Annotated in this window: 14 protein-coding genes; 4 read left to right on the plus strand and 10 right to left on the minus strand. The window is 59.8% G+C overall.

The annotated features are described in order from the left end of the window. Positions 1-50: 50 nt before the first annotated feature. The 4 genes from CCGE531_RS21610 to CCGE531_RS21625 form a co-directional block, all read right to left on the minus strand. Complete coding sequence (locus tag CCGE531_RS21610; RefSeq protein WP_120667662.1) at positions 51-710, minus strand: GntR family transcriptional regulator; 660 nt, start codon at positions 708-710, stop codon at positions 51-53. A 21-nt stretch (positions 711-731) separates the two neighbouring features. Then, positions 732-1,616, minus strand: a complete 885-nt coding sequence (locus CCGE531_RS21615) for a dihydrodipicolinate synthase family protein (RefSeq protein WP_120667663.1) — start codon at positions 1,614-1,616, stop codon at positions 732-734. A gap of 182 nt (positions 1,617-1,798) precedes the next feature. Continuing rightward, positions 1,799-3,091, minus strand: coding sequence for an amidohydrolase family protein (locus CCGE531_RS21620; protein WP_120667664.1), 1,293 nt, complete (start codon positions 3,089-3,091; stop codon positions 1,799-1,801). Positions 3,092-3,126: 35 nt separating this feature from the next. Next, positions 3,127-3,708, minus strand: coding sequence for a TetR/AcrR family transcriptional regulator (locus CCGE531_RS21625; RefSeq protein WP_120669288.1), 582 nt, complete (start codon positions 3,706-3,708; stop codon positions 3,127-3,129). 70 nt (positions 3,709-3,778) lie between these two features. Between CCGE531_RS21625 and CCGE531_RS21630 the strand changes: the two genes are divergently transcribed. The 3 genes from CCGE531_RS21630 (at position 3,779) to CCGE531_RS21640 (ending at position 6,006) form a co-directional block, all read left to right on the plus strand. Continuing rightward, positions 3,779-4,210, plus strand: coding sequence for a VOC family protein (locus tag CCGE531_RS21630; RefSeq protein ID WP_120667665.1), 432 nt, complete (start codon positions 3,779-3,781; stop codon positions 4,208-4,210). A gap of 116 nt (positions 4,211-4,326) precedes the next feature. Next, positions 4,327-4,533, plus strand: coding sequence for a KTSC domain-containing protein (locus CCGE531_RS21635; protein WP_120667666.1), 207 nt, complete (start codon positions 4,327-4,329; stop codon positions 4,531-4,533). A 162-nt stretch (positions 4,534-4,695) separates the two neighbouring features. Then, entirely contained in the window at positions 4,696-6,006 is a 1,311-nt protein-coding gene (locus CCGE531_RS21640; RefSeq protein ID WP_120667667.1) for an MFS transporter, read from the plus strand. A 345-nt stretch (positions 6,007-6,351) separates the two neighbouring features. On the opposite strand, the gene CCGE531_RS21650 is transcribed toward CCGE531_RS21640, so the two are convergent. The 6 genes from CCGE531_RS21650 to CCGE531_RS21680 all read right to left on the minus strand — a co-directional run bounded on the left by CCGE531_RS21650 (position 6,352) and on the right by CCGE531_RS21680 (position 14,766). Further along, the gene (locus CCGE531_RS21650; protein ID WP_120667669.1) at positions 6,352-7,053 is read right to left on the minus strand and encodes an alpha/beta hydrolase; all 702 of its coding nucleotides are present in this window, start codon (positions 7,051-7,053) and stop codon (positions 6,352-6,354) included. A 517-nt stretch (positions 7,054-7,570) separates the two neighbouring features. Further along, the gene (locus tag CCGE531_RS21660; RefSeq protein ID WP_120667671.1) at positions 7,571-8,758 is read right to left on the minus strand and encodes a galactarate dehydratase; all 1,188 of its coding nucleotides are present in this window, start codon (positions 8,756-8,758) and stop codon (positions 7,571-7,573) included. Between the two features lie 128 nt (positions 8,759-8,886). Further along, positions 8,887-10,608, minus strand: a complete 1,722-nt coding sequence (locus tag CCGE531_RS21665; protein WP_120667672.1) for an ABC transporter ATP-binding protein — start codon at positions 10,606-10,608, stop codon at positions 8,887-8,889. 7 nt (positions 10,609-10,615) lie between these two features. Further along, the gene (locus CCGE531_RS21670; RefSeq protein WP_120667673.1) at positions 10,616-11,737 is read right to left on the minus strand and encodes an ABC transporter permease; all 1,122 of its coding nucleotides are present in this window, start codon (positions 11,735-11,737) and stop codon (positions 10,616-10,618) included. Between the two features lie 9 nt (positions 11,738-11,746). Beyond that, entirely contained in the window at positions 11,747-12,733 is a 987-nt protein-coding gene (locus CCGE531_RS21675) for an ABC transporter permease (RefSeq protein ID WP_120667674.1), read from the minus strand. An 86-nt stretch (positions 12,734-12,819) separates the two neighbouring features. Next, complete coding sequence (locus CCGE531_RS21680; RefSeq protein ID WP_120667675.1) at positions 12,820-14,766, minus strand: ABC transporter substrate-binding protein; 1,947 nt, start codon at positions 14,764-14,766, stop codon at positions 12,820-12,822. Between the two features lie 210 nt (positions 14,767-14,976). Here CCGE531_RS21680 and CCGE531_RS21685 point away from each other — a divergent pair, with 210 nt between their 5' ends. Then, the gene (locus CCGE531_RS21685) at positions 14,977-15,690 is read left to right on the plus strand and encodes a FadR/GntR family transcriptional regulator (RefSeq protein WP_120669290.1); all 714 of its coding nucleotides are present in this window, start codon (positions 14,977-14,979) and stop codon (positions 15,688-15,690) included. The last annotated feature ends 1 nt before the right edge of the window (position 15,691 follow it).

Consider the following 15,691-nt stretch of genomic DNA (forward strand, 5'->3'; position numbering starts at 1 on the left):
CCTCTTTTGGCCGAAAATCTCCTCATTCGCGGCCTGTTATTCAAAGCTGTTCACATCTTCAATGCGCGATCCCGTGCTCCGCCGATATGCGATACGAGAGCGGCAACCGCCTCGTCGGCCGATCGTCGCTGAATGGCCTCAAGCACCTTCAAATGCTCTTCCATCACGGGTCCGACATGGCCATTAATGCGGAACCTATCCTGGCTGATCAGGCGCATCTTGATCGAATTGACCCGATAGGCATTCGAGATGATCGTATTGCCGAGCGCGTCGATGAAGGCATCGTGCATGCCCCAATCCACCGATTGCGCGTGAAGTTCGAGTTCCGGCGTGCTGTCGCCGGCCCGGATCGCATCGGCGATATCGCGATGATCCTTCAAAAGCTTGGCAATCGTCTCGTCCGACGCCGAATAGGTGAATAGCGCGACGGCTTCCTTTTCCAGAAAGAGACGAAGCTGAAAGGCCTCGCGGATCAGGTCCAGATCGATATGGGCGATCTGCAGCCCGCGCTGCGGCACCGTTTTGATCAGCCCTTCGGCTTCCAGGCGTGGGATCAATTCCCGGATCGCGCCAAGCGTCAGCCCCGTCAGCTCGACGAGCCGTCGTTGCGAGATGAATTGCCCGGGGCGAACGTCGCGCGCCAAGAGATGGCGCGTGAAGCTCTCATAGGCTTTCTCTCTCAACGTCGTCTGTTCGCCTGGTCCGTCCATCAGCGGCTCCGGGCTGTTCGGTTAGGCCGCCCTGGCGCGAAACAGCGCGCCGAAGGCAGCAAAGAGCGTGTCGGAATCACCTCCGCTCAATGCCACGAGCGGTGGGCGCACGACAAGCCAGCTATCGTCCTTAGTCAAACGGGCGAGAATGGCCTTGATCGCAGGGATGACCGGATAGTTCAGCAGCTGCTCGACGAAACGCTCGACATTGACGTCGTCGATGCCTTTTTCCGCCATGGCCTGAACCTCGCGGGGAAGGAGGTTTGCCATGCCTGAGATGGCGCCCTGTCCGCCGAGGCGCACGCCGCGCGCCAGATGCCGCTCGTCGCCGATCAGAATGATGAGGTCGCCATGCATCTTCAGCAGTTCCTCGGTATAGGACCAGTCGCCGGAGGAGTCCTTGACGCCGACGACGATATCCGGAAAGGCAGCGCGCAGGCGGCCGACCAGCGAGATCGACAGCGGCACCATCGTCACCGAGGGAATATTGTAGACGATCACGTCACGGGCATGGGTACCCAGCATGGTGAAGACGGCTGCGAACCATTTGAAAAGGCCATCGTCGCTGACGTTCTTGAAGTAGGAAGGCGGCGCCAGAAGGATGTTGCGCACGCCTTGAGAGAGCGCCTGCCCAGCCTGAGCCGCGGCATCCTCGGCAGCGTCGACAAGTACGCCCATGACGATCTGCTCGGGCGCAATGCCGGCGGCGACCATGGCGGCAAGAACCTGCTTGCGCTCCTGCATGCCGATGGAAGCGCCTTCGCCCGTAGTGCCGAAGAGCGTGACACTTTTGCAGCCATTGGCAAGGCAGTGCTTCGCCTGTCCGATCACGCCCGCAATTGCGATCTCGCCGTCCGCGTCAAAGGGCGTTGCCAGGGCGGCCGACAACCCGAAACTCTCTTTCATCCGATCCTCCCGATCTTGTAGGATCACTGCGTAGCATACTGACATGTTAGTTGTAAAGCGCGGTTTTGTTCGGGTGCGCATAAGCGATGCTATAGTCGTGGAGAGCATAGCCCGCCGCTGCGACGGACGCTGGATGCGTCGCGCGTTCGTTGGCAATGGTTCCGGCTGCCAAACGGTCAGCGCTACTTCCGGACAGGCACGTAGTTGAGCCCGCCATCGATCCGCGACGGTCTGCCATCGAGGAAAAGCTCGCCGATGCGCGGTGCCGAGCGGGCGATGACCTTGCCGCGCTTGACGACGGCGAGACGGTTGGGTTTCAGGCGGAGGGCCTCCAGCGTGTCGACGGCCTGCAGCACCACCAGATCGGCGTTGCAGCCCTTCTCCAAGCCGTAACCATCGAGGCCGAGCGTCTTGGCTGAATTCACCGTCAGCGCGTCGAAGATCTTCTTCTTGTCTTCGATGCCGGCCATCTGCGCGACGTGGATGGCCATGTGGCCGACTTCGAGCATGTCGCCCGAACCCATCGAATACCAGGGGTCCATCACGCAATCATGGCCGAAGGAGACGTTGAGCCCGGCATCCATCAGTTCGCGCACGCGCGTCATGCCACGGCGCTTGGGATAGGTGTCGTGCCGGCCTTGCAGCATGATGTTGATCAATGGATTGGGAATGACGTTGATGCTTGCTTCCGCCATCAGGGGGATGAGCTTGGATACGTAGTAATTGTCCATCGAATGCATCGAGGTCAGGTGCGAGCCGGCAACACGGCCTTGCAGTCCGAAGCGGATGGTTTCCGCAGCCAGCGTCTCGATATGGCGCGACATGGGGTCGTCGGTCTCGTCGCAATGCATGTCGACGGGAAGACCGCGATCAGCGGCGATCCGGCACAGAGCTTCGACTGAGGCTCTGCCCTCGTCCATGGTGCGCTCGAAATGCGGGATGCCTCCGACGATGTCGACGCCCATGTCGAGGGCGCGCGTCAGAGACGCGACACCATCCTTGGCGCGATAGTATCCATCCTGCGGGAAGGCGACGAGCTGCAGGTCGATATAGGGTCTGACCCTTTCCTTGACCTCAAGCAGCGCTTGCGCCGTCACCAGCCTGGGATCGGACGTGTCGACGTGGCTGCGAATGAAAAGCAGCCCTTGCGTCACGGCGAGATCGCAGTAGCGCAACGCACGATCCACGAGTTCTTCCTTCGTCACGATCGGGCGCAACTCTCCCCATAGCGCGATGCCTTCGAGAAGCGTGCCGGAAACGTTCATGCGCGGAAGGCCGAGCGAAAGCGTGGCATCCATGTGGAAATGCGGATCGACGAAGGGCGGGCTCACTAGCCTGCCGGTCGCGTCGATCTCTTCTTTTGCCTCGGCCGCAATCGAGGCTTCCACGGCAACGATCTTGCCATCCTTGACCGCGATATCGAGGCCCTTGCGGCCATCGGGCAGATTGGCATTGCGAATGATCAGATCGAACATGGAAGCGCCTCGGATTATCTCAGTAACGTAGCAACCTAGTCTGCAATACGCTCGATCATATGCGCAATGGCTATGCGATAACGTCCTGCATCGCCGCCGGCATCGACGGCAAGGGCCGCCCGATCGAATGCCGCCGATAGAATATCGGCAAGCGCCTCGACGGGAGTGCCTGAATTGCGACCGTGACTGAGGGCTGCCTCCAATCCTTGTTTCAGGGTGAGGGTGGTCGTTTCCTCGTCCAGTTGCTTCATCTCCGCAAGGCCGAGCACGGTCGGCCCTTCGATCAGCAGAAGCCGGGTGCGGCCGGCAACACGCATCGCATCGAGATAGGCACTACTGCCGGCAATCAGGGCATCGCGTGGCGCAAGCTGTTCCGGTGTCGCCTGCTCGATAGAGCGCGTCACCGCAAGCGCTTCCTCCCTGACGACGGCGCGAAACAGCGCGCGCTTGTCCTCGAAGTGGTGATAGAGCGCGCCGCGGGTAATGCCGGCTGCGGCGACGATCTCCGGCGTCGATGTCTCGGCGTAGCCCTTCTCCACGAACAATACGCGCGCCGCCGCGATGAGTGCAGCCTTGGTCTTCTCGGTTCTTTCCCGATTGGAGCGATAGTCTTGCATGCATGCAGCCTGTATGTTATTTGAGAATAATACAGGCAGATTGTATGTCTTTTGGCGGAGGATGTGAAGCATGAAGGTCACGAGCTATTATCCGGTCATCATGACGGAGCGCGTCGCGGAAACCGCAGCCTTCTACATCGAGCATTTCGGTTTTAGGGAGAGCTTTGCCAGCGATTGGTATGTGCATTTGCAATCGGTTGAGGATAGCGGCATCAATCTCGCCATCCTGGATGGGCGGCATGAGACGATCCCGGCGCAGGCACGCGGCCAGGTGATGGGGCTATTGCTCAACTTCGAAGTGGAAGATGTCGATGCCGTCTATAGTCGTGCGCGGGATGTCGGCTTGCCGATCCTGCTTGCCATTCGGAACGAAGTCTTCGGTCAGCGTCACTTCATCACGGCCGATCCGAATGGCGTTCTGATCGACGTTATCAAGCCGATACCGCCAAGTGCGGAATTCGCAGCACTCTACGCTGAGGATGCCTTGCCAAATGCCCCTTAGGAGCTGGCGCGGCAATCGATAAAATTCGCTGACACAACTGTATTGTTCATTAACTAGCTCACTTCACCCAATGTTTCGGTTTTCGTGCGATAAACCGGGCAAAGGTAAGGTGATCCATGCAAGAGCTTCCAGTTTCATCAAAAATCATTAAATCCGTCTTCTTCCACCCAGACGATGGGCGTCTTTATATCCGCTTCAGAAACGGCGAGGAGCGTCAGTTTTGCGGTGTTCCGCAAAAGGCTGCGTTAGCCATGGTGAAGGCATCTTCACCCGGCCAGCACTATATCGAGCATATCCGCACTCAGTTCGAACGCGTCGCTTGAGGCGAGAGTTCAGAGCCGTTTCGCCTTGGAGACGCCGGCTGACTTGTTGCTCTCCGGCCACAAGTTGCATGGGCGGTGGGCAAGCTTCTCTATCAGTGCATTGATAAACGCTGAGTTGCGCTATCTACATCGGTCAGGACCATCTCCCAGGGAGGACGCGGCGTGATTGATGAAAAGCAGCTTATATCCAAGATCACCTGGAGGCTCATGCCCTTCCTGGGGATCCTTTATCTGATCGCCTATATCGATCGCCAGAACGTCAGCTACGCAAAGCTGCAGATGGTCGGCGATCTCGGCATGAGCGAATATGCCTATGGTCTCGGCGCCTCGCTGTTCTTCATCGGCTATTTCATCTTCGAAGTACCGAGCAACCTGCTTCTCGACCGGTTCGGAGCAAGCAGGTGGTTCGCGCGTATCCTGATATCCTGGGGCGCGGTCACGGTCGCGCTCGCCTATACGCAGAACGCCACCATGTTCTACATCCTTCGCTTCCTGCTCGGCGCGTGCGAAGCGGGCTTCTTTCCAGGCGTGCTCTATCTGCTGACCCTTTGGTATCCTTCCGCCTATCGCGGCACCATGGTCGGCCTTTTCATGATCTTCAGCGCCTTTGCCAATGCGATTGGTGCGCCGCTCGGCGGCGTGCTGCTCGATTTGAATGGCCTCTATGGTATCGCCGGCTGGCAATGGGTCTTCCTCGTGACCGGCATCCCAGCGATCATTGCCGGCTTCGTCACCCTGTTTTACCTGCCGGATCTGCCTGCCAAGGCGAGTTTTCTCGACGACACGGAAAAGAGCTGGCTTGAAGATCGGCTCGCGGTCGAGAATTCGGCCATGGAGCAAAATGCCGCCGACGGCTTCAAGGCGCTTGTCAATCCGCGCGTACTGTTGATGGCGCTTTGCTATGTCGGCTTTCCGCTGGCCGCCTACGGGCTCAGCTACTGGCTGCCGACCATCGTGAAGAATTTCGGCGTCAGCAACACGACGAACGGTCTCCTCAACATCATTCCCTGGCTCCTGGTCGCCATCGCCCTTTATGTCGTGCCGGCAGCGGCGGACAAGGCGGAATCGAAAACACCCTATATCGTCATCCCGGCGTTGGTCGGCGCCGCGAGCCTGGTCCTTTCAGCTGTTATTCCCGATCATACGCTGCAGTTTGCTTTCCTCTGCATCGCGGCCGCCGGCATCTTCGCTGGCCAGCCGGTCTTCTGGAGCTTGCCGTCGCGCTTCCTGCAGGGCGCGGGTGCCGCAGCCGGCCTTGCCGCGATCAACTCCGTCGGCAATCTCGGCGGCTTCATTGCGCAAAATGTCGTTCCCTGGATCAAGGATTCCACCGGAAGCACGATCGCGCCGATGTTCTTCCTTGCCGCTTGCTTGCTGGTTGCCGCGCTGTTGGTTTCCGTCATCGGACGCATGGTGCCACGCGCGCCGCGGCGAGGCGATCTTGGCGATGCAGATGCGGCGCGCGTGAAGTGAATGCGAGCGAAATCAGGCGATCACTCGCCTTGGTGAAAAGGACGGCGGGCACCCCCAGGCACTAAAGTATTTTTAGCCATGAGCAGCGTACTTTGGAATCGGCCTGCCATAGGCCGCGATGGCAATTATGCGCCGTCACCGGACATCCTATGAGCGTCCCCATCTTTCCACGTCGCATTCGCATAGGCGAGAGAGGCCGTCTGTGGCAGCCTCTCTCATCTGTCGGACGATTGGCGATAGTCGTTAGAGCGGTTCAGTTTTTCACGGAATCTCCGAACCGCTCTATCGCTTTGTTTGCTCGCAATTCCGGACGGAAAACCGCTGCGCACTTTTCCTGGAATTGCTCTAGCTGTTTTGAACCGCAGCCGCAGCCTTGCGGATGACGTCGATGACAACATCGGGCTGAGAGAGCATCGGCACGTGGCTGCTCTCCACCTCAGTTACGGTCGCCCCCATACGCTTCGAGACCCAGCGTTGCAGGTCGGGATGCACAGTATGGTCTCGCGTCGCCAGAACGTACCAGCTCGGCTTCGACCGCCACGCGATATTGTCGGCGCTGAGCTTCTGTTGGTGGAAGAGATCGTAGACGGGGGCATAGTGGGTCGCCCATACGAGCTTCTGCTCTTCCTCGGAGAGGTCTCCGGCGAAGAACTCGGTGCCGTTCGGAAGCATCCAGGCGCGCCCATCGGCGACCTCGACGCGAGAGAAGATATCCGATGGATACTTGTCGAGCTGGTCCTGTACGGTCTCGCCGGCATCCGGTGCGACCGCTGCAATGTAGACGAGGCCAACCACGCGCTCATCAACGCCGGATGCCGTGATGGTGGCTCCGCCGTAGGAATGACCGACGAGGAGGACAGGACTCCCGACACGGTTAAGCGTGCGCTTCACCGTCGCCAAATCCTCTTCATAAGAGTCCAATCCATATTGAACTGCGATAACTTCGTGTCCGTCCGCCTGCAATGCGGGGATTACTTTGCTGAAGCATGAGCCATCAGCCCAAATGCCATGGCAGAACACGATGGTAAGCTTGGATGCTGTAGACATTTTACCTTCTCCTTCTGGCTGGACTTAATTGATTGCGGAAACGTCCGTTGGAACTCGTTGAAGTCCCCCACGGCTTCTTTCGAAGATCATGAGACCGGATCGTCTTATTAGGCGGCGTCTCTGGTCAGATTGGATAGTCAAGCGCGGCTACGGCGGTGAAGCCGTAATCATGCGGCAGGTCAGTTTCCACAGTGGAAGGTCGCCAGCCTACCTAATCATGCACTTTTGCGATATGGCCTTGATGACAAGCCAAGCAACCGACTGGATCGATATTAGGTATGTAAGGAAAACGACCGTTTTCCAGCAAACTTCGGCGTCTGCGTGGTCACTGCTATTCAGCCGCGAGATTTGCCAGCAAACTATGTTCGATAATCTAGTGCCCTGATATCGGTGTGAACATCGAAATAGACAGACGTCCGCCTCGGGCCGATTGCGGTCATGGTAAAAAGTGGAACCGCAAAATCCAGCGGTTCCACTTTTGAGTTAGCGGCTGAGCGATAAAGGTCGCCAGAAATTGTCACGCAAAGGCGTAGGAGCCGTCCGGACGCTTGGGTACGCGTCTTTGCCAGTGGATATAGCCTTCCTCTTCCATTGCCTTTTCATCCATGTCGACACCCCAGCCGGGCCGGTCGGGCCTGAGCTCGAGATAGCCATCCTTCGGGAGATAGGGGTCGACGACATAGCGGGTTTCGCCTTGTCGCTGCTCGACCTCGTTGCCGCCATAGACATAGGCCTGGCCCTTCGGCAGCCGGTATTCGAGTATCCTAAAGTTTTGCGCGGCGGCCGAGAAATGCACGTTGACGGCGGTGGCGAGCGGACCCATCGGATTATGCGGAGCCACGCCGACGAAATGCGCCTCGGCGATCGTCGCGATACGGCGCATCTCGCTGATGCCGCCGACGACGCAGATATCGGGCTGGATCAGGTCGGCGCCCTTGACCTGCAACAGCCGGAGGAATTCGTTGCGGTTATAAAGGGACTCGCCGGTCGCCAAGACGCAATTGAGGCCCTGCTTCAGCTCACCCCACATCTCGATATTCTCAGGCCGCAGCGGCTCCTCGTAGAAGAGCGGATCATAGGGGGCAAGCGCATTGCCGAGCTGACGCGCGGCGACGGGTTCGAAGATCTTGGCATGCGCATCAAAGGCGATCTCATAGTCGTCGCGCACCGTTTCGCGCAGCGAGCGGAAATAATCGGCCGATGCCTTGACGACATTGCCCCAGCGATGGGCATGCATGTCGATGCGCCAGGGGCTGAGCTTGAAGGCGGTAAAGCCCCATTCGGCGTTCAACCGGTCGAGCTCGTCGCGTGCCGCCGGCGCGTCCGGTGCGGTATAGACGCCGGCATAGACCTTGATGCGGTCACGGACCGCACCGCCAAGCAGCTTGTAGACCGGAACATTGAGGGCTTTTGCCGAGAGATCCCACAGGCAATGGTCGAGCGCTGATATCGCCGAAAGTCCAAGGGCGCCGGGCGGGAAGCGGCTTTGCTGGATCAGCAGGTTGACGAGATAGTCGATGCGGCTCGGATCCTGGCCGGCGATGAAGCCGTAGAGATAGTCGAGGATTGGCGGCAGTGCCAAATCGGGACCGTGATTGTAGCATTCGCCCCAGCCGGTCAGTCCGTCATCCGTATCCAGCGCCACGATGACGCGCGGGCGATCCTTGTCGCGGGTCATGAATACCCGCATGCGGTCGATCTTCATCTTATTTTCCTTCTATCGATTGACATGAATGCGGCATGGGAGATGCCGCAGGTTGGGAAATCATCGCCGTGCCGAGCCGACGTCGGATCGGTGGCGAATGAATGCCGGGGGCATAGCGACGGAGATCCTCACGCCGCACTGCCGTTCTTCACGGCTTCGGGTTCGACATAGCGGAAGCGCCGCGAGTGATCGCGATCGCGCGGGTCGGGACGGGGGATCGCCGAGATCAGCGCTTGCGTATAGGCATGTTCGGGCGAATTGCAGACTTTGTCGGCGTCGCCGACCTCGACGAGGCGCCCCTTGTACATGACGCCGACACGGTCGCACATGTAGCGGATGACGCCGATATCGTGGCTGATGAAGATATAGGCAAGGCCAAGCTCGTCCTGCAGCCTCATCAAGAGATCAAGCACCTGCGAGCGCACGGAGACGTCGAGGGCAGACGTCGCCTCATCGGCAACGATCACGCGTGGATTGAGAGTGATGGCGCGGGCAATACCGATGCGCTGGCGCTGGCCGCCGGAAAAGGCATGCGGATAGCGCTCGCGCGTCCTTGGATCGAGACCAACTTGCTCCATCAAATGGCAAACGCGCTCATCGAGTGCCCGGCCCTTGGCGATGCCGTTGACGAGCAACGGCTCGCCGATGATCTGCGAGACGGTCATGCGCGGATTAAGGGAGCCGAAGGGATCCTGGAACACCATGCGCAGTTCGCGGCGCGCTGCCGCCAGGGCCGTTCCCTTGGCGCTTGCCAGATCCGTGACATCGCCCTCGGCGCGGCGATAGAGGATTTCCCCGGCAGTCGGATCGATAAGGCGCATGATCGAGCGGCCCATCGTCGTTTTGCCCGATCCGCTCTCGCCGACGATCCCAAGCGTTTCGCGCGGCAGAAGCGAAATCGAGACGTCATTGAGAGCGCGGACCTCGCCAAAGGCCATGGATACATTGCGCAGTTCGAGGATCGGCGCAGCGGATCTGTCGAGCGGCGGCCGTGCAAGGCGGATTTCGGCCTTCCTTTCGAGCTTCAAAACCGAGCCGATCAGCATGCGCGTATAATTATCCTTCGGCGCATGGAAAATCTGCTCGACCGGCCCATGCTCCTTGACGACGCCGTTGTGCATGACGAGCACGTCGTCGGCGATCTGCGCGACCACGCCCATATCGTGGGTGATGAACAGCACCGCCATGCCATTGGCCTTTTGCAGCCGGGCGATGAGATCGAGGATTTCGGCCTGCGTCGTCACGTCGAGTGCCGTCGTCGGCTCGTCGGCGATCAGAAGCTGCGGCTTGCAGGCGAGCGCCATGGCGATCATGGCGCGCTGACGCATCCCGCCCGAATATTGAAAAGCGTAGCGGTTCACTGCCTTTTCCGGGGAGGGGATTTCCACCTGCTTCAGAAGCGAAATCGCCTCGGCGCGCGCCTCCGCTTTGCTCATCTTGGTATGGAGGCGCAGCGCTTCCATAATCTGGTCGCCGACGGTGTGGACGGGCGAGAGCGATGCCATCGGCTCCTGGAAGATCATGGCGATATCGCGCCCGCGGATCGACCTGATCTGCCGCCCGCGCGGATTGAGCTTGACGAGATCGACCGAACTGCCGCCGGCACCATTGAGGAGGATCGAACCGCCGGTGATGCGGCCGGGGGCGTCGACGATCTGCAGGATCGAGCGTGCGGTGACGGATTTGCCCGAGCCACTCTCTCCGACGACGCAAAGCGTCTTTCCGGGCTCGATGGCGAAGGAGAGATTGTCGACCGCGCGGAAAGTGCCCGTTCGCAAGGGGAAGTCGACGATCAGGTTCTTGACCTGCAGCAGCGGGCGGGCATTGCTCATGGAAACGATATCGGTCATGCCCGCCTCATTTGTTGTAGGGATCGGCCGCATCGCGCAGGCCATCGCCGAGAAGGTTCAGCGCCATGACGGCGATGACGACGGCGACACCCGGCAGGAACAGCCATGGCGCCGTTGCGATCGAGCGGATGTTCTGCGCCTCGCGCAGCAGCACGCCCCAGGAGATGGTCGGCGGCTGCAGACCGAGCCCGAGGAAGGAAAGGGAGGTCTCGGCCAGGATCATCGCCGGCACGGCAAGCGTGATGGAGGCGATGATATGGCTCGCAAAACTCGGCAGCATGTGCCGGAAGATGATGCGCCCCTCACTGGCACCATCCAGCCTGGCAGCGTCAACGAATTCTTCCGTTCGCAGCGACAGGAAGCGACCGCGCACGACGCGAGCAAGCTGGGCCCAACCGGTCAATGACAGGATGATCGTGATCATCATATATTGCAGCGCCGCCGGCCAGCCTTGCGGCAGGGCGGCCGCCATGGCGAGCCAGATCGGAATGGTCGGCAACGACAGCACGAAGTCGATCAAGCGTTGGATGAAGAAGTCGAGCTTCCCACCGTAATAACCTGAAATCCCTCCAAGAACGATGCCGAGCAAAAGCGAAAAGAACACGCCGACGAGACCGATCGACAGCGAGATCTGCGCGCCCTGAACGGTGCGGCTGAAGACGTCGCGACCGAGCCGATCCGCCCCGAACAGAAGAAGGGGCGTCGACTTGTCCGAGGATGCCAGCAGATGGATGTTGCTCGTGAAAAGCCCGAGTACGGAATATTCGTAGCCGCGCCCGAACAGAGTGACGGAAACCCGCTTGGTCGTATCTTCCTTGAAGATCGCAGCCAGTGTTTCCGGATCGCGCGTGAGCTTCAGCGGATAGTAGTGCAGCCCGACGGAGAAACCGTTCTCGGTATCGATGAAATGCACGCGCTGCGGTGGGTGGAAGGTCGCCCGCGCATTTTGCTGATAGGGATCGTTGATGGCAAAGAAGCCCGGCACGATCGCAACGATATACATCATCACGGTAACGACGAGGGCGACCATGGCGAGCTTGTGGCGGCGGAAGGCCCACCAGATCAGCTGCCATTGCGAGGCGACGGCGGCGCGGTCGGGACGCAGGTTTGTAACGGCAATATCGGCCATGGGCTGCTCCTATTCCAACCGGATGCGGGGATCGACGAGGGCAAGCAAGATGTCACTGATGAGTGACCCGATCAGCGTCAACGCACAGATCAGTAGTATGAAGGCACCGGCAAGATACATATCCTGCGCCATCAGGGCCTGGAGCAGCAGCGGTGCCGCCGTCGGCAGGTTCAGAACGATCGCCACGACGACGGACCCCGAGATCAGGTTGGGCAGCAGCCAGGCAATGGTCGAGATGAAGGGGTTGAGCGCGATGCGCAGCGGATATTTGACCAGCAGCCGAAATTCCGAGAGGCCTTTGGCGCGGGCGGTCGTCACATAGGGCTTGGGCAGCTCATCGAGCATGTTGGCGCGCATGACGCGGATGAGGCTTGCTGTCGACGAGACGGCGAGAATGACGACGGGAAGCCAGATATGCGACAGCAGGTTCAGCATCTTGGCGATGCTCCAGGGCGCGGTCTCGAATTCGGAAGAGAATAGACCGCCGACATCCTGGCCGAACTCGACCGCCGCAACATACATCAACACCAGAGCCAACAGGAAGGAGGGGATGGCGAGCCCAAGGAAGGTGAAGGCGGTAAACAGATAATCGCCGATCGAATATTTCTTGACGGCGGAATAGACCCCGATCGGCAATGCGATCGCCCAGGTGGCGACGAGGGTCGCAAGCGCCAGCACGAGCGTCAGCGCCATGCGCTCCCAAATCAGGCCCGAGACCGGTTGCTGCCATTCGAAGGAGATGCCGAAATCGCCGCGCGTGACGATGTTCCAGATCCATTTCAGATATTGGATGAGCATCGGCTGGTCGAGACCGAAGCGTTCGCGCAATTGCGCGGCCGTGTTCTGGTCGACCACTTCGTTCGAGGAGGCGAGCGTGGCGATATAGGTCGTCACATAGTCGCCGGGGGGCAGCTGGATCAGCACGAAGGCCAGGAAGCTGATGGCGAAGAGGGATGGGATCATCCACAAAAGGCGTTTACCGATGAAGACCAGCATGGCTATTTCTCGCAGTGAGCGCTGCTATTGGCAGCTCCGCATGAGGGAAAGCGCCGCCCATGGAAGGCGGCGCCGAATTCGTGTGATCAGCTGGTGAAGAAGAATTGCTGCGGCATGGCCGGCCCCGGGTTGGGCCAGGACCAGCTATCCGGCTGCTTTTCAGGAACATTGTGCAGATTGTTGCGGATGATGCCGAAGCCGCCGACGGCCAGGCAAAGCCCAACGGTTTCAAACTCTTCGGCGGCGATGTCGAAGATCTGCTTCATGACGGCGCCGCGCTTTTCGAGATCGGCCGTCGAGCGTGCCTCGTCGAAGAGCTTCATGCGCTTCTTCTGGCTTTCCGGCGGCTCTTCGCCCTTCTTGCCGTTCGATGTGTACCAGACCGACCATGGAATGGCGTAGCGCGAGCCCTGCGGATGGAAGGCGAAGAAATCACGCGGATCGAGCATGGGATCGAGGCCGCCTGGCCCCGGCCAGACCTGGGCATCATGGGCGTTGTCGTCGCCACGGGTGTAATAAAGCGCGCGCTCGATCGTGTTGACCTTCATATCGACGCCGATCTGCGCCCAATGTGCCTTCACCAGTTCGAGAGCGTCGACCAGATCGGGATAGAGGGTCGGAATGACATCGATGGCGAAGAAGACCTTCTGGCCGTCCGGTCTCAGACGAAAGCCGTTCGCATCCTTCTTGCCGTAGCCGGCCTGATCGAGCATGGCGCCGGCTTTGTCCGGATCGTAGTCGGTGAATTGCCGCGCGTATTTCTCGTTGTACCAGGGATGCTCCGGTCGCGGCCCGGCCTGATAGGGCTGGCTCTGGCCGAAATAGACGATGTCGATGATTTCCTGCCGGTTGATCCCGAGCGAGAGCGCTTGCCGGACTGATTTGTCGGCAAACATCTTGCGCATGGCCGGATCTTTATGGGTGATATTGAAGTAGATCTGGCACTGCTGTGAGGTCGAAGGGACAAGAGTTAGAAGATGATAGTCGCCCTTCTTCATGTTCTGCGAGAGCGTCGGCTTGTTGGCAAGCACGCTGATATGGCGTTCCTGAATATCGATCTTGCCGGAGATGACATTCAGCATCAGCGATTCGACATCCTGTGAAATGCCGAAATTGATCTCGTCGACATAGGGAAGCTGGTTGCCTGATGTGTCGACCTGCCAGAAGTAGGGATTGCGGGTCATGACGACGCGGGTGGCGCCGCCGGTATAGGGCTCCTTGACGACCCAGGGATCGAGCGTCGGCTTGTCCGGATTGCCCCAGCGCGAGGGAATCTCGATGTCGCCGCAGCGTGCGCGGAAAAATTCGGGCCAGCTGCTGGCGCCGGCCTTCTTCGCGTCCTCGGCAACGTTCGGATTGTATTTCGGCAGGAACTGGCTGCAATAGTGCTTGGGAAACAGCGTCGGATGCTGGCCGAGCGGGGTTGCGAGGTTTTCCAGATAGAGCGCGTTCGGCGCCGCGAAGGTGAATTTCACCGTGTAGTCGTCGATCTTCGTGACATTGACGGCCTTGCCGGCGACCGAAAGCTGCGCCGGTGCTGCGCTATAGAGATCGGTATTCTTGACGCAGTCCTCGATGGCGAAGACGACATCGTCGGCCGTGAACGGATGGCCGTCAGACCAGCGCGCGCCCTGGATCAGATAGAAGGTGAACTGCGAGGCGTCGGCATTGACGTCCCAGCGCTCGGCGAGGTTGGGAAGCACCTGGGTGAATTCGAGATTCCAGCGCACCAGGCTCTGGTTGCCCACCATGCGCAGGATACCGTTGTGGTCGGATGAGCCGCGCAGGCCCCGCCGCAACGTACCGCCATAGGTGCCGACCTTTTCGTAAGGCGTGACCACCATCGGCTTTTTCGGCAGCCGCTCGGCCAGCGGCGGCAGCTTGCCATCCTTGACGAGCCCAGCCAAGGCTGGCGCCTCGCCGCCCGTATCGGCAGCGCTGACGCGGCCGGCCAGAGACAGGGCTGCCATTCCCGCCATGCCTCCGAGGACGGCACGTCTGCTCACGCCACGGGACACTGTTTCATCGCGCATCGAATCCTCCCATTTTAACCGCGGCCGGGTTTTCCCTGAGCCGATACGACAAGCTCCCAACCCGTCGCCATTGCACCCCTCTGGCGCAGCGTCGAGACCATATTACCTTCTCAGATAATTACAAGAGTTGACAGATTTTTACAGATTTAGTAGCTGTCGCGCAGGAAATGCGCTATGCCTGTCGCTGGCCCGCATTCAAAAAGGACGATGATGAAACTCTCTGTCGCCAACGATTCCGGTGCGGGCGCGACGCGCTTCGGCGACATCATCTATGAGAGGATCGTCGCCATGATCGCGGACGGACAGTTTCCGGTGAACGAAAGACTGCCGGCGGAAGCCAAGCTCGCCGAGATGTTCAGCGCGTCGCGGCCCGTCGTGCGCGACGCTCTCGAACGGCTGCGCGCCGACGGCCTGATCGTCTCGCGCAAGGGGTCCGGTTCCTATGTGCGCCAAAGGCCGGATTCTTCGGTCCTGAAAATGGTGCCTGTGGGATCGCTCGCTGATGTCCAGCGCTTCTTCGAATTTCGCGCCGGGCTCGAGGCCGAAGCGGCCGAGCTTGCGGCGCGCAACTGGCAGCCTGATGATAAGGAACGGATCACGGCGGCGCTTCAAAAGATCGAACAATGTCTTGGCGAGGGACGGCTCGGTGCGGAAGAGGACCAGGAACTCCACGATGCGATTGCGATCGCCACCGGCAACCAGTTCCATATCACCGCCCGCGAATTGTTCAGGCCGCACTTCGCCATCGGCCATTCCGTGACGCGCAGCCTCAGTCTCAAGCGGACGCCGGAGCAGATCCGCAGTGTTCAGGACGAGCATGCCGTCATCGTGCAGGCGATCTTCGCGCGGCAGGAGACCGAAGCTCACGATGCGATGAAGCGACACATATTGAATGCACGCGCCCGCATGTTCCAGGGCGTTTAGG

Origin of the sequence: Rhizobium sp. CCGE531 (assembly GCF_003627795.1) — a bacterium.
Taxonomy (GTDB): Bacteria; Pseudomonadota; Alphaproteobacteria; order Rhizobiales; family Rhizobiaceae; genus Rhizobium.

Bases quoted from the DNA above. Each gene is read 5' to 3' on its own strand.
- CCGE531_RS21660 (WP_120667671.1), bottom strand. From the start codon at position 8,758: ATGAAGATCGACCGCATGCGGGTATTCATGACCCGCGACAAGGATCGC.
- CCGE531_RS21625 (WP_120669288.1), bottom strand. From the start codon at position 3,708: ATGCAAGACTATCGCTCCAATCGGGAAAGAACCGAGAAGACCAAGGCT.
- CCGE531_RS21630 (WP_120667665.1), top strand. From the start codon at position 3,779: ATGAAGGTCACGAGCTATTATCCGGTCATCATGACGGAGCGCGTCGCG.
- CCGE531_RS21685 (WP_120669290.1), top strand. From the start codon at position 14,977: ATGAAACTCTCTGTCGCCAACGATTCCGGTGCGGGCGCGACGCGCTTC.
- CCGE531_RS21675 (WP_120667674.1), bottom strand. From the start codon at position 12,733: ATGCTGGTCTTCATCGGTAAACGCCTTTTGTGGATGATCCCATCCCTC.
- CCGE531_RS21615 (WP_120667663.1), bottom strand. From the start codon at position 1,616: ATGAAAGAGAGTTTCGGGTTGTCGGCCGCCCTGGCAACGCCCTTTGAC.
- CCGE531_RS21650 (WP_120667669.1), bottom strand. From the start codon at position 7,053: ATGTCTACAGCATCCAAGCTTACCATCGTGTTCTGCCATGGCATTTGG.
- CCGE531_RS21680 (WP_120667675.1), bottom strand. From the start codon at position 14,766: ATGCGCGATGAAACAGTGTCCCGTGGCGTGAGCAGACGTGCCGTCCTC.
- CCGE531_RS21610 (WP_120667662.1), bottom strand. From the start codon at position 710: ATGGACGGACCAGGCGAACAGACGACGTTGAGAGAGAAAGCCTATGAG.
- CCGE531_RS21635 (WP_120667666.1), top strand. From the start codon at position 4,327: ATGCAAGAGCTTCCAGTTTCATCAAAAATCATTAAATCCGTCTTCTTC.
- CCGE531_RS21620 (WP_120667664.1), bottom strand. From the start codon at position 3,091: ATGTTCGATCTGATCATTCGCAATGCCAATCTGCCCGATGGCCGCAAG.
- CCGE531_RS21665 (WP_120667672.1), bottom strand. From the start codon at position 10,608: ATGACCGATATCGTTTCCATGAGCAATGCCCGCCCGCTGCTGCAGGTC.
- CCGE531_RS21670 (WP_120667673.1), bottom strand. From the start codon at position 11,737: ATGGCCGATATTGCCGTTACAAACCTGCGTCCCGACCGCGCCGCCGTC.